11 protein-coding genes are annotated in these 14325 nt (G+C 44.9%); 5 read left to right on the forward strand and 6 right to left on the reverse strand.

The annotated features are described in order from the left end of the window. Positions 1 to 16 precede the first annotated feature (16 nt). Positions 17 to 1393, reverse strand: a complete 1377-nt coding sequence (locus tag QZ998_RS07745; RefSeq protein WP_296559463.1) for an FAD-dependent oxidoreductase — start codon at positions 1391 to 1393, stop codon at positions 17 to 19. Positions 1394 to 1829: 436 nt separating this feature from the next. Between QZ998_RS07745 and QZ998_RS07750 the strand changes: the two genes are divergently transcribed. Genes QZ998_RS07750 through QZ998_RS07770 form a run of 5 tightly spaced genes read left to right on the forward strand, consistent with a single transcriptional unit; the run spans position 1830 to position 9240 of the window. After that, positions 1830 to 3431 carry a hypothetical protein gene (locus QZ998_RS07750; RefSeq protein WP_296559465.1) on the forward strand — a complete coding sequence of 534 codons (1602 nt, stop codon included), beginning with the start codon at positions 1830 to 1832 and terminating at the stop codon, positions 3429 to 3431. Continuing rightward, positions 3428 to 5035 (forward strand): hypothetical protein, encoded by a 1608-nt coding sequence (locus QZ998_RS07755; protein WP_296559466.1) that lies wholly within the window; start codon positions 3428 to 3430, stop codon positions 5033 to 5035. Before QZ998_RS07750 ends, QZ998_RS07755 begins: the two co-directional genes overlap by 4 nt. Further along, on the forward strand, positions 5032 to 6249 hold the full coding sequence (locus QZ998_RS07760) for a glycosyltransferase (RefSeq protein WP_296559467.1): 1218 nt from the start codon (positions 5032 to 5034) through the stop codon (positions 6247 to 6249). Before QZ998_RS07755 ends, QZ998_RS07760 begins: the two co-directional genes overlap by 4 nt. Before the next feature lie 19 nt (positions 6250 to 6268). Further along, entirely contained in the window at positions 6269 to 8380 is a 2112-nt protein-coding gene (locus QZ998_RS07765; protein WP_296559468.1) for a cellulose biosynthesis cyclic di-GMP-binding regulatory protein BcsB, read from the forward strand. Beyond that, positions 8377 to 9240 (forward strand): GGDEF domain-containing protein, encoded by an 864-nt coding sequence (locus tag QZ998_RS07770; protein ID WP_296559469.1) that lies wholly within the window; start codon positions 8377 to 8379, stop codon positions 9238 to 9240. Before QZ998_RS07765 ends, QZ998_RS07770 begins: the two co-directional genes overlap by 4 nt. A gap of 72 nt (positions 9241 to 9312) precedes the next feature. On the opposite strand, the gene wecB is transcribed toward QZ998_RS07770, so the two are convergent. The 5 genes from wecB to coaBC are packed head-to-tail and all read right to left on the reverse strand — an operon-like array spanning position 9313 to position 14065. After that, positions 9313 to 10434 carry a UDP-N-acetylglucosamine 2-epimerase (non-hydrolyzing) gene (wecB, locus tag QZ998_RS07775; RefSeq protein ID WP_296559470.1) on the reverse strand — a complete coding sequence of 374 codons (1122 nt, stop codon included), beginning with the start codon at positions 10432 to 10434 and terminating at the stop codon, positions 9313 to 9315. 42 nt (positions 10435 to 10476) lie between these two features. Next, complete coding sequence (locus QZ998_RS07780; RefSeq protein WP_296559471.1) at positions 10477 to 11634, reverse strand: hypothetical protein; 1158 nt, start codon at positions 11632 to 11634, stop codon at positions 10477 to 10479. Further along, positions 11618 to 12097, reverse strand: coding sequence for a threonine/serine exporter family protein (locus QZ998_RS07785; RefSeq protein WP_296559472.1), 480 nt, complete (start codon positions 12095 to 12097; stop codon positions 11618 to 11620). The genes QZ998_RS07780 and QZ998_RS07785 overlap by 17 nt, the downstream gene beginning before the upstream one ends. A gap of 4 nt (positions 12098 to 12101) precedes the next feature. Next, positions 12102 to 12866 carry a threonine/serine exporter family protein gene (locus QZ998_RS07790; protein WP_296559474.1) on the reverse strand — a complete coding sequence of 255 codons (765 nt, stop codon included), beginning with the start codon at positions 12864 to 12866 and terminating at the stop codon, positions 12102 to 12104. Beyond that, on the reverse strand, positions 12866 to 14065 hold the full coding sequence (gene coaBC, locus QZ998_RS07795; RefSeq protein ID WP_296559475.1) for a bifunctional phosphopantothenoylcysteine decarboxylase/phosphopantothenate--cysteine ligase CoaBC: 1200 nt from the start codon (positions 14063 to 14065) through the stop codon (positions 12866 to 12868). Before coaBC ends, QZ998_RS07790 begins: the two co-directional genes overlap by 1 nt. Positions 14066 to 14325: the final 260 nt, after the last annotated feature.

Here is a 14325-nt window from a genome sequence, read left to right on the forward strand (position 1 = left end):
TACCTTTCCTGATGGTTTAGTTTTTTTTTAACTCTTCGGCAGTCATCAGCTTGCGCCCCTTATTGAGAGCATTATCGAGGATCATACCAGTATAGTGAACCGGATCCTTAGTGATTGAAAAGGGTGGCGCATAACCCAAATCGAGATTAAAGATTTCGTCCACCGTGGCGCCATAGGTAATCAGGGTGACAAAGATATCGAGGCGCTTATCGACGCCCTCATAGCCGATGATCTGAACCCCCAGGAGTTTTTGGGTAGCCCGGTCGGCAATGGCTTTGATCAGCATATCCCGGCCACCATAATAATCTGGTTGATTGGTTTTGGTATCATGAGAAACTTCGATATCATATCCGGCATTGCGGGCTTCCGCTTCCGACAAACCGGTACTGCCAATGCTGATATCAAAGACCTTAAAAATACCAGTGCTCAGGTTACCAGGGTAGATCACATTGCCGCCAGTAATGTTATCGCCGCAGATACGGCCGGTTTTATTGGCGGTTGAACCTAAGGGCCGGTAGTGCGGCTTTTTAGTCACCGTTGACCAGGTTTCGATACAGTCGCCGCAGGCATAAATATCGGTATCGATGGTCATCATCCGCTCATCAACCCGGAGCGCCCCGGTCACCCCCAGCAGTAAACCAGCCTCCTTGGCAAGGGCGACATTTGGTTTGACGCCAGTGGCCACGATAATCATTTCACCGGGAATCAGGGTGCCGTCTGCAAGGATTACCCCCTGATTGGTGGCTTCTACCACATTGGCATTTTTGAGAATCGGTATTTCTTTTTTACTGAGCAGTTTTTCCAGATATAAAGACATATCCTCATCAAGGTTAGGTGTCAGCTTACCGGCTCGTTCAACCAGGGTGACCTTGATTCCGGATGCAATTAGATTTTCCATCACTTCAAAGCCAATAAAACCGGTGCCAACAACAACGGCAGTTTTAGGCTGATGATTGTCCATAAAGGCTTTTATACTTATGGCATTTTGAACATTTCTGAGAAAAAAGACATTATCCAGGTCAATTCCCTTAATTGGCGGAATAAAAGCCTGGGCTCCGGTGCTGATGATCAATTTATCATAGGTGTCATTAAAAACGCTTCCGTTTTCGAGATTTTTAACTACCAGGGTTTTAGTGGGAATGTCAATTTTTAAGACCTCATGGCGGATATGAATATCGATATTATATTTGGATTTGAAAAAATCAGGGTTTCGTGGAGTCAATTCCTGAATCGATTTGACCTTCCCACCAATAAAATAAGGTAACCCACAGCCGGAATAAGAAATGTCCTGATCTTTTTCATAGATCGTAATTTCTGCCGAATCATTATTTCGCCGAGCTTTGGCTGCTGCTGACGTACCACCGGCAACTGCTCCTATGACAATAATTTTCATGGTATTCTCCTTTGTTTGAATCAGATTATAAAAATCAAGTGAAAAATCGGGTATTTATAAATACCGTTAACTCTATTATAATCAATCGAAAATTTAAAAGCAATGAAGTTTTGTCTAATCCTGGTATCGATAGCAGTAAGAAAAGCCTTTGTAAGGGTAAAACCTGATCGTTTATGATATCGGCAAGCCTGTATCTGGAATTAATCTGGAATGCAATTATTCAAGTTAGTCTAAGCTCAGTTGTTAATCAAATAATTTGGATATATCCCAGAGAAACGGGTAGTAAGTTATAAAATAACTTAAAATCAAGCGGTTAGACCGGTTTCGCTGCTTTGTCGGAGGCATTTGAAAAGCGTAAGTGACATCGAGAAAATAAATTAAAGCATTCAAAAGTACTACCCGAGCTCAATTGACTTTGAATTTAAGAGGTTAACGCATGATCAAAAGAAACAGTAATAATAACAGCCGACAAGCTGAAAAAGAAACAAGCCAAAGCATTCCGAAAATTTGGGCATGGACTTTTAATTACTTATTAAAACCCTCAAGCCTGGGGGTGCTTGTTTTATTTGGGCTGCTGTTGGTTGTCTTGTTTTTACCGCCAGTCATCGGCATGGGTGATGATGGAAGCACTACCGCCATTATTTCAGGCAGTAATCTCTATTCTCTCGACGCCCTCAATGCCAAAGAAGCGATCGCTTTTTTTTCAAAAAACTGGGGCATTATGGAATATTACAATGATAGCGAGACCAGTTTGATCACCTCCCAGACACCTTTTATCAATGCGGCTAAGCGGCTCGATCAGGCTTTTAGCTGGGATTGGCTGTTTGATCTGCGGTTTTATGGCGCCGTGATTTCGGTGTTTTATCTGCTTGCGATGTACTTTCTATTTGAAACCGTCACCTATGGTAAGCGGGCGAAATGGTCCTATGTTATTGTTGGTCTAGGGGTATTCATCTTTGGTGACACGGCTTATACAGCCTGGATTAATTCCTTTTACACCCAGGCGCTCAGTTATGTCCTGGTAATTATTCTGGGAACTTCGCTGATATTGATGGGGCAGGAAAAGTTGAATGACTATCTCCTGATCAGCTGCTATTTTTTGAGTGCATTACTACTCTGCCTCTTGAACCAGCAGTATGCCTTGCTAGGAATATTTTTAGGGATTCTCGGCATTAATCTTAAATATGTGGACAAAAGAAAAGATTATCAACGAATTTGCACAATATGTGGAAGCTTGCTGATCTTATCATCGCTAGCGGCATTTTTTATCATGCCCAGTCAACTGACAAATCTTAGTGCCTATCATAGTATGACTCGCGGGGTATTGATGACAGCTGATAATCCAGAGCAAGCCTTAAAAGAATTTTCGATCAATCCGCAGTATGCTGTTTTAACCGGAACTTCTTATTATCAGGCAATTTCCCCGGAAACGATGAACAGCGAGGCGATGAAGCGTGATTTTTTCAAGCGGGTGAACCCCACCGGAGTGGCGATTTATTACTTGGCCAATCCCGGTCAATTGTATGAAATGCTCAATCGCTCGGTGGACAGCAGTTTTAATATTCGGCCATCCTGGTTAGGCAATTACGAAATAAGCCAGGGATATCCACCGGGAACAAAAAGCTATTTTTTTACCGGATGGAGTTATCTAAAAGCCAATCACCTGCCCGGAAATTTTGGTTTCGTGGTCGTCTGGATGGGGATGATTATTGGCGTTTATATCCGGTTTTTTAGAAAAGGCATCATTGAAAAAAACGAACGCAACACGCTCCGCTTTATCGGTCTGATGACCTGGATGTTGATCGGGTTCTGGGAATTGTATGTTGCCATTATTACCTCAGGAGATACCGATACCCTGGGACACTTGTTTATTTTTTCACTAACCTTTGATCTGATTTCATTTATTATATTGGGAAAATTTATCCACTGGATCGAAAAACAGTTACGAAAGGTAGATTGGGAAGCTCGCAAACAGGCGTTTTTTAATCAGAATAAGGATAAAGATAAGAATAAAGCCCAGGGAGGATACCGGTTATGAAACGCTACATGATCATTTTTGTCGCCCTGTTTTTAATGGTTAGACCAATGCCAGTGGTTTATGGTATGGAAGCTGCCACCCAGCAAAATAGTTCCTCAAGCGTTAAAGATGTACTGCTGATCTATGACCAGTTGGCACTTGACACGGTTTACCGTAATAATCTAAATGCGGTGGAAAACTTGCTGACCGCCTTGTCCCGAACGGCGGAAATAACGTCGATTGATGAATACAGTAGCGGACGGATGTCAGACTATCAAAAAGTAATCCTCTTAAAAAACACAGATAACCGCGTTAGCAACCTGGCTTTTATTAATGACTGCCAGAATTATGCTGGTGCGATGGTTTATATCGGGTTTGCAACGGCGGGGTTGATCCCTGCTCTGGATAACTTTCCGATCAGCCGTCAGTTGGGTCGGACAGTCTCCGTAAATATGAATCAGTTGGTAATCAATAGCATCTGGATTGATGAATTGCGAGTAATTGATGAACTGCCTGGATCAACGAAAACGACTATCCTTGTCGGGACAGCAGCCTATCCTTTTGCAAAAAGCCTCGAAAAACTGACCTATGTACCGACCTTTATTGACAGCCCGGGGTTTGTTCTGGCTTTGGGGGGGATCCTTAAAGACTGGTTCGTTCTGGAAAAATCGGTCGACATGACCTTGTTAATCCCTAATATTTATCCCTTTTCTGATTTGAATATGGTCATCGAAACCAGCGATGCTTTTTACGCTAGCGGTATTCCCTTTGCGCTGGGAGTGGTTCCGATCGATGATAATATCGACTTTCCGGCCATGGCGCGGTTTTATCAGGTGCTGCGCTATGTGCAGTCAAGAAATGGCACCATTATTGTCCACCGTCCCAGTCCCGACACGATCTCTGACAGCGGCACAGTTTTATCTAAAAAAATGTACGCGGTGATCACCAAAATGGTTGAAAATGGCGTTTATCCCTTAGGTTTGGCGACTGGTAAAAGCTTGTTTTTTGATGATGTCAGCAGGCTTAATCCCTTAAATCTTTTTTCTTCAGGGATTATTCTACCGGATGATGGGATCACCGAGGGGGGTAGCAAAGAAACTTGGGTGCTTCATTCAGGTAGCCTGGGAATCAGCCTTGAAACGATTGGAAATACCAGCAGTTCGACTCGAAATTTTGGCAACTATCCGATTAATACCACGCTTGTCATACCATTACCGGAAAATCAAGCGACACTGGCCGCGCAGCTGGAGATGATCAATAATAAGTGGCTTTCATTGACCGATTATAAGGCGCTGAATAATTATTGGACAATCGGGCAAAATACCGTCACAAGTAGCGCTTCGGGAATTCGGGTCAATGGTCTTCCGATTTCGCTGATTTTTGATGAGGAACCGATTGAAGATGATTATCTTTATCAAAAACCGCCGGAATACAGTCTGGGAAAAATCTTCACTGCCGGTAATGCTTTCTTGCTGTCGGTAGTAGGGTTGATTATTGTTGTTTTTAGCATGATCGTGATATTCAGCCGCCGGGTATATCTAAACAAATTTAGAAAAGTGGTCAGTAATGAGAAAAAGAATGAACCAGAAAAAAACCCCCATGATCAGGAGGAAAACATCACATGAATGTGTTTGATTATTTAATGCTGATTAACATCTTTTTAATCTGGAGTCTCCTATTTGTAAATATCGTCCTGATTGTGGCGGGATATGTCTATTATCTGAAGGTCGAAAAAGAGCAGCCACCAGAAATTATTGGCGAATATCCCTTTGTTTCGATTATGGTGCCAGCCCATAATGAAGGAGTGGTTATTGTCAAAACCGTCGCCGCCCTACTGGCCTTAGACTATCCCGGCGACCGCTACGAAATTATTGTGATCAATGATAACTCCTCAGACAACAGCGCCGAACTGCTAAAGGAAATCCAGGATAGTAACCCCAATCGTAATCTGATTGTCATTAATACCGATAAGATTACTGGTGGAAAGGGAAAATCAAATGCTCTGAATATTGGCTATCAACAGGCTAAAGGCGAGTTTATAGCCATTTACGATGCCGACAATACCCCGGAACATAAGGCACTTATCTATCTGGCTGCCGAACTAAAGGCCGATGATTCGCTGGGAGCGGTGATCGGTAAATTTAGAACCCGCAATAAGGAAGTCAATCTGCTGACCCGCTTTATCAATATTGAAACGCTGTCGTTTCAGTGGATGGCTCAGGCCGGCCGGTGGCAGCTGATGAAGCTGTGCACCATTCCCGGAACCAATTTTATTCTGCGACGAACGATCATCGAGGCGATTGGCGGATGGGATGAAAAGGCGGTAGCTGAAGATACCGAAATTAGCTTTCGAATTTATTTAATGGGTTATAAAATTAAATTTCAACCCAAAGCCGTGACCTGGGAGCAGGAACCGCAAACCTGGAGTGTCTGGTTCAGACAGCGAACCCGCTGGGTCAAGGGCAATGTTTATGTACTAATTAAAAACATCGGTTATCTGGTCGATAAGGATGCCAAAAAAATCCGCTTTGATATTTTTTACTTTTTATCCACCTATTTTTTGCTGCTAACGGCCTTGGTGGTGTCAACATCGATCCAGGGATTTAGCAATTTGCTCTGGTTTACCGCCTTCGTGATGTTTGTTCTGGGCGTCTTTATTGCGCTGACCACCGAAAAAGGGGAAATGAGTGTATCAAATTTTTTTATCATCGCCCTAATGTATGTCAGCTATTGTCAGATGTGGATTATCGTAACGGTTTATGGCGTTTTTTCGTATTTCAAAGACCGCATTAAAAAGCAGGACAGCAAATGGTATAAAACCGAGCGCTTCCAGGGCTAAGACAAAAAAGGAGGAGAACATGAAAAAAATAACGATCACGATAATGCTGTTGGGTACGCTGCTGGGGATCTTGATTCAGCCAGTCAGTGCTGTCAATTATGGCGGCGTAGCACAGTCGGAGGCGCGAAGCGAAACCCAGACCTTTGTGACCAATTTTTCGGATCATTCGATGAAGGGGTTGTTCTCAACAACCGAGCAAACCTTCTGGATAGCCAAAGACTGGGACGTCGAAACGGTGCAGCTGCAGCTGGAATACCGGGCTACTCAATTGGCCGATACACAATTGTCGAGCCTGACGGTGGCCATTAACGGGACTTATTTTCATTCATTACGGCCGGCTGACAATACTGGCAATCGTCATGGCATAGATATTACGGTGCCCTTAGAGTTTTTGCAACAGGGTTACAATAACATCAGAATCGATGGCTATATGCGGACTCAGGAGGCTCAGCCCTGTGTCGATGATGTCAGCGAGGCCAATTGGCTTGACATTTTAAAAGAATCAAGCATTACCGTAAAGTTTAACAAAAATGCCTTTACCACCAGCATTGAATCCTTCTACAATCGCTTTTTAGAAGTGGATGCCCTGAGATATTGGGAATCGGCATTGATCATTCCAGATGCAAATAATCAGGCAGAACTAAATGCTGCCTTGTTAGGAATCTCCGGCATATCCAATCAGACCATTTACCCTGACGACTATTTTCCGATTCTGACCTTAGGTGATTTGAGCGAAAATTTGCAAAAGAACAGAATCATCATTGCCAGTTATGATCAGCTGCCAGAAAAATACCGCAGTCAGGCCGACCAAAACGGGATCAATGACGAAGATGCTTTGCTGGTACTGGTTAATGAAGGCTCAGGAATCAATACGCTGATCATCACTGCAAAAAACGATATCGCCCTGATCAATGCTGGCCGGATGCTGGGGAATCCGGACTTGATGAAGCAATTGCAGTCGACAGTCAAGCAGCTGGGAAAAACCGAAGATATTAAAACCCAAGTATATGCGGCCGAAACCTATATCAGTTTTGCCGGTTCGGAAGGAACCTATTACAATGGCGCCTTTCGTCAGGTCAAAGAATTTGCCATCAACTATCCGTCAAATCGAAGGCTGACCAATGCCAGTGAATTCTATTTAAGTTATCGTTATTCAGAAAACCTCGATTTTGACCGGTCATTGATGACGGTTTATATTAATGACATTCCCGTCGGCAGCAGAAAGCTTGCCCAGCATAAGGCCGGAGGGGATGAGGCAACTATCGCGATTCCCACTGATATTGATATTGGCGGCTCGTTTCAGGTAAAGGTGAGCTTTGATCTGGAGATAAAAGATCTCTGGTGTAGTTTGCGGCAAGGCGATATGCCCTGGGCTTACCTTACTCCCAACACGATGTTAAAAATCAACTCCGTCGCCAGTCAGGATCTGATTTTTGAAAACTATCCCTCCCCCTTCGTGACAGATTACAGTTACAATGCGCTCAGCCTGGTGGTGCCAAATCAGCTTGATCAGGAAACGGCCAAGTTGCTGGCGAAAATGTTTCGGGTGATGGGACGCTTTACCAAAGGGAATACCGGTCAACTAAGCGTGCTTTATCCTGGCGAAATGAATGAGGCAGCACTATTTTCAAATATTATTGCGGTCGGAACCGCTGACAATAACAGCTTTATCAGGAGTAATAATGACAAGCTGTTTTTCTCCTTTAGCGAAGACGGCAATAGCTTATTATCCAATGAAAAGCTGGTGATCGATCCAGCTTATGGAAAAACCCTTGGTTCAGCGCAGTTGCTTAGTTCATTATATAATAAAGCCGGTCGAGCCAGCCTGATGGTGGTGGCACCCAACCAGAAGGGACTAGTGGCGATTGGCAATAACCTCGGAGAAATAAAAAACCTGGGCAGGCTGTCAGGCGATGCAGTTCTGACTGACACCAATGGCAATGTTCTGACCTATCGCTTTAAAGCCCCCAAAAATCCTACCATTGCAGTGGTTCAGCAAATTGCCGTAAGTCAGGACGCGCAGATTTTTCTGGTTGTCAGTATCATGGTGCTGATTCTGCTGGCGGTGGGGCTGATTATGGTTGTTCGTAAGCATGGCATTGAACTCAAGAAGGGAGGCTGGCGAAAATGAAAAACAGAGATCAGGTTTTATCCGATCTGGGAATTGTTTTCTTTCTGGTATTAACCTTCGTTACGATAACCTTTACAGCCCAGGATTCGGCTCATTATGTCCAGAATTTAGTAATGCTCAATGTCAGCTTTCTGGTTATCTTGATCACTTACTTCAGTAACATAACCCTGGGTCTGGTTACCAATGGCATCGTAATTTTTTTCTATATCTCCTATACCATTTTTCTGGTTCTAGTGAATGGTGAACCGCTGACGGCTTCCTCCTATTTCTGGATTGTGCTGCTGCCGCTATACACCTACGTGGTCAGCTTGATGACTGGAAGAAACCGAGCGCTGCAGGATCGGGTCAAAGAGTTAGAAGATGAAAATGTCAGTTTATCGACAGTCGATCCCGATACCGGGCTGCGGAATTTTAGAACCCTGATCAGCGATGCCAAAATTTTCATCGGCATGTCAAGACGGGGGCAAATTGAGTTGTCACTGATGATGATCAAGTTTCGGCATTATAAAGAAATCAAACGCATTCTGGGAGAAGAGCGACTGCCGCTATTTATCCGCCAGATGACCGAGGTGATGCATCGCAGCCTGAGGGTGGAGGATACCCTTTATCTGATTGAAAAAGACGACATCACCTTTGGCCTGTTTTTGATCACTGATACGGTCGGAACAAAAATTGTTGAAAACCGGATCAGGGATCATATGAAAACCGAAGAGTTTTATACCATCACGGCGCCATATGAGGTCGAAATAGATTTAAAAATTGGTGTTTTCCATTGTGATGAATGTAAAAAAGGAGAAATGGTTTCGCCGATGGAATTTATTGAAAGAGCGCGAAAAGAAATGGAATACGATGTTGGTTAAAATCTGAAATTAACACATTAAAAAAACCGGGTAGCTGTTGTTAAGTCACAACTTGCCCGGTTTTTTGGCGGTTTAGGGTTTAAAATAATCAGCGATAGCCGAGCAGATCCGCGCAGATGCTTGGCCGTCACCGTAGGGGTTAATGGCATGCGCCATGGCCTGGTAGGCTTTGGGGTCGTCCAATAGCTGCTGGGTGATGTTAATGATGTTGTCACTATCAACACCGCCCATGACGACGGTGCCGGCATCGACGGCTTCGGGTCGTTCAGTTTCCTGGCGCAGCACCACCACCGGTTTACCCAGTGCCGGGGCTTCCTCCTGGAGACCACCGGAATCGGTAAGAACCAGATAGGCACGGCCGATCAGGTTGGACATTTCGCCATAATCCAGGGGAGCAAGAATGTGAACCCGATCAAGATCAAAAAGAAGCGGCATGGCTATTTCGGCTATTTGCGGATTGGGATGCATCGGGAAAATCACCTCAATATCGGGATTAGCCAAAACTAGTTCACGCATAGCAAAAAAGATATGTTCCATCGGTTTGCCGATGTTTTCGCGGCGATGGCAGGTTAACAAAATCACCCGCTTGCGTTTAAAGTCAATCGTGTTGAGGATCGGGTTTTCAAAATGATAGTCATCGGTTACGGTCATCAGTAAGGCATCAATGACGGTATTGCCGGTGATGACAATTCGGCTTTTAGGGATGTCTTCGCGGATCAGATTATCACGATTACCGAGGGTGGGTGAAAAATGCAGGTCACCCAGTTGGCCGATCAGAGTCCGGTTCATTTCCTCCGGGTAGGGCGAGTACTTATTTTTGGTGCGCAGGCCAGCTTCGACATGACCAATCGGAATCTGTTCATAAAAAGCCGATAGGGCTGCCGAAAAAGCGGTAGTAGTGTCGCCATGAACCAGTATCATATCGGGGCTTTCGGCGGTAAGGATTGGTTTTAGCGCGTTGAGAATACTGGCGGTCAGGTAGGAGAGGGTTTGACCGGGCTGCATCAGGTTTAAATCATAATCGGCAGTGATGGAAAAAAGCTCCAGCACCTGGTCCAGCATTTCGCGGTGTTGGGCGGTCAGGGTTACTATCGTCTGGAAACGGGGATCTTTTTTTAACGCAATCACCAGTGGTGCCATTTTGATGGCCTCCGGCCGGGTTCCAAAAAGAAGCATGACTTTGATTTTTCGCATCGGTACTCACTTTCTTGCTGTTTAGTCAGATAAAACCAATGATCACTGGTTATAAACCAGACCAAGCAGCGCCTGCAGATTATCGTAGGAATAGGCGTTATTGTTGTAGCCGAAACCACCATAGAAAGGATCGTGTTGATCCGTGACCTGGTGTTTTTTAAGCTGGGTCAGGGCGTTACTGGTTAAAAATTCGTTTCCCAGCGCCGCACCAATCTGAGCCGCAATACCGTAGGCGGCTGAAGATTCCTGATTATCCAGAGCAATTCCGGTATCGGGATCATAATAGGAATAAAGGGTGCCGCTGAGGGTTTGCTCTTCCAGCCAAGCGATCGATTGTGGCGAATAAACTCCCGCTTCAGCGAGATTCTGCATGACCATTAAGCTATCGAGGATGTTGATCTTTCCGTCAGCGTTATTATAGCTACCCTTTTGGGGATCATAGCTTTTATGGTAGAGGGGCAATGTTTCGCTAATAAAGCTGCCCAACAGGAGCTGTCTATTTGTTTCGACTGCCGCGCTGAGATCAGTTTTGGCCGCCGCCAGGCTTTTAATTGCCGCTAGGTTAATATAGGCTATCTCGACGGTTTTATCCTCGGTGGGACGGGCAGAGCTGTAGTAATTGACCAGGTAAGAATTGTGAAACCCCTTGGTCGGCAATTGGTTTTCTAGAATTTCAAAGATTTCGTTGCCAGAATCATTTAGCGGCCATTGCTTTTTTGCCAGAGTCAGGGTCTGGTAGATCCGCAGATCGTCTATGGTGGCCGAAACATCGGTAATCGGGTCGCTTTTTTCTAGGATTCGCCACAATAAAATATTATCAATGAGCAGATAATCATGAATATAGTCAGCAGTTTGATCAAAAAGGTGTTGATCTCCGGTCAAGCGGGCATACTCCAATAACAGCCCCATCGATTCAGAAAGTATTTCATGTCCGGTGGATAGCTCTCCGGTTTGGGCAGTGTTCTGATAATTGGTATAAATACCACCATAGGCAGAGGTCAGCTGGTTGTCGATAAAGGCCTGACAATCCAGGGTTTGCCGGGAGAGTGGGGCAACCGGTGTCAGCGGGGCTGATGCCAGTGTTTGATAAGCAGCCATTTCGGAATTATCCTCGTTTTTTTTTGGGGAACAACCCCAACTCGTGACAATCAAACCAGCCAGCAAAATAAAAATAAAAAACAGTTTAAGTTTTCTTTCCATATTTTAATTTCTTTCCTATCTTTGATCGACCTTTTAGCATCACCTTACGAACCAGATTAACGGTCGAGGAGACCATGATAATGCCCACTGCCAGTGCTCCAGAAATCAGCAGGGTATGAATGCCGGTAGAGATACCAAGATCAATCTCGCCGTTGATAAAATAAAGCATCGTATAGTAGATGCCGCCGCCCGGAACCAGCGGAATCAGGGCTACCGCCAGATAAATAGTGGTCGGTGACTTGGTTAAGCGTGCTAACACCTCGGCATAAAGGGAGATTGCGATGGTGGCCATCAGATACGGGAGGACATCATTGCTAATCAGCAGTTGAAAAATCACGTAAATCAGCTGTCCCAGCATCCCGCCGAGGGCAGCAAGGAGCAGCTTGTTACGGGGAATGTTAAAGACAATCGCAAAGGCCAGCGAGGCACCAAAGGCATAGATACAGGGAGTAATATAATTCATCGCTTCAACCTCCCCAGAATGGTCGCAATAGACTTAAGGGCACCGCTACCCCAGCAGCAATGGCAGCACCAATTAGCAGTGCCTCAACGCCCTTGGCCAAGCCGGAAAGATAGTCTCCGGCGATGATGTCGCGGATTGAATTGGTGATCGCCAGGCCGGGCACCAGGGTCATAATGGAGCCGATAATAATGGTATCCATATTGGTGGTCAGCCCCAGTCTCAAGGCAATTACAGAAACGGTCGAGGCAATCAGACCGCCGACAATATGAGTGAAAAATACATTAGCCTGAAATCGACGCATGGTATCCATTTGTAATTTTATACCCACCCCAATGATAAATCCGACACAGCTGTCGATAAAACTACCCCCAAAAAAAAGCGTGAACATCTGGGAAATAAAGGCGAAAGCCAATACATGCAGATAGTAAGGATAAGAGGGGATGGTATCGATGCGGCTAATTTCTGACAGCAGGTCTTTATAGTTAGTCGGTTCATAACAGATATGCCGGGATAGATGATTAATTTCAGATACCTTGGTCAAATCGATTTGACGCGTGTGAATCCGCCGGGTTCGAGTTAGCGGAACCTCGCCTTCTAAGGTGACTGAGATGATGATGGTGGTTGGAACAACGAAAATTTCTGCCTCTTTGGCACCAAGGGCAATACAGATTCGGTGCATCGATTCTTCCACCCGGTAGGTTTCAGCGCCGTTGGAAAGGAGGATCACCCCCATTTCCATGGCCACATGACTGAGTTGGGTAACAGTCATTACAGTTCATCCAGGATGGCATCAAGAACCCGGTGTGCCACCGCATCCTTGGATAATAGGGGAAGCGCTTCGGTTTTTTCAAGGGTAATAATGGTCACCCGATTGGTAGGGGTGTTAAAACCGGCACCTTTTTCCTTTAAATTATTGGCCACCATCATATTTGCATTCTTAATATAAAGCTTTTCCCGGGTATTGTCGATCATATTTTCAGTTTCCATCGAAAAGCCGCAAACAAATTGATCAGAACGCTTCTTTTCGCCAATTGTTTTTAAAATATCAATTGTCGGTGTCAGGTTAATCACAGGCCGTCCATCGCGTTTTTTAATTTTTTCGGTAGCCACCGTTGCTGGCTTGAAATCGGCAACGGCGGCGGCCTTAATGACAATGTCGGTTGGTTCAAAATGATCCATCACCTGAGAGCACATCTCACTGGCAGTCACAACCGGAACAAAATTGACAAAGGCCGGTGGGGTGAGCGCCGTTTTGCCGCTGATCAGGGTGACATCAGCACCCCGGAGCATTGCGGCTTGAGCTAGCGCATAACCCATTTTGCCGCTGGAATGATTGGTAATGTAGCGTACTGGATCGATTGCCTCACAGGTGGGGCCGGCAGTAATCAAGATCTTTTTTCCCTTGAGATCATGAAAAAAGGCAATTTCCCGAAGGATATGATTGATTAGCAGTTCTTCATCCGGAAGCTTTCCGGCGCCGATGTCCTTGCAGGCCAACACGCCGACCGCCGGATCGATGACCTTATAACCCAGCTTTTTCAAGCTTTTTAAATTATTTTGGACAATCGGGTTTTCGTACATGGCGGTATTCATGGCCGGGGCAATCAGTTTGGGACAATGACAGGCCATAATCGTGGTGGTGAGCATATCATCGGCAATCCCGGCATTGATTTTCCCGATCACGTTGGCTGAAGCCGGTGCCACAAAAAAAAGGTCGGCTCGTTTGGCCAGGCTGATATGGGCCACATCGTAAGAAATATTGCGGTCAAAGGTGTCAACAATACACTTGTTGCCAGTTAAACTCTCAAAGACCAGGGGGGCGATAAATTCCTGGGCGTTTTTGGTCATAATAACCTGAACATCACAACCCATTTTAGTTAGACTACTGGCTACATTGGCCATTTTATAAGCGGCGATGCTTCCGGTAATCCCCAGAACAACGGTTTTATTTTTAAGTAGATTTTTCATCGGCTATCCTTTTCCAACTGTTTTCATTTATTTTCATAATCATTATACCAAATCTGGTGGCCAGGAGTAAATATAAGTTTTTATTGTATTTAGATAGTTGGTTGCTACCGTACCGATCAATTGTTAATCTGTTGTTCGCTGCGGGTTCGGACAGGCTATCGCCATGTTCGCCCCGATGCGAACAACATGATGTAACAATTGTCGGTACTCAGTTTATCTTTTTATAAACGCAGCATAAAAAATAAATTTTTATTGAAATT

It is taken from the genome of uncultured Acetobacterium sp., from assembly GCF_927416815.1.
GTDB lineage: Bacteria > Bacillota > Clostridia > Eubacteriales > Eubacteriaceae > Acetobacterium.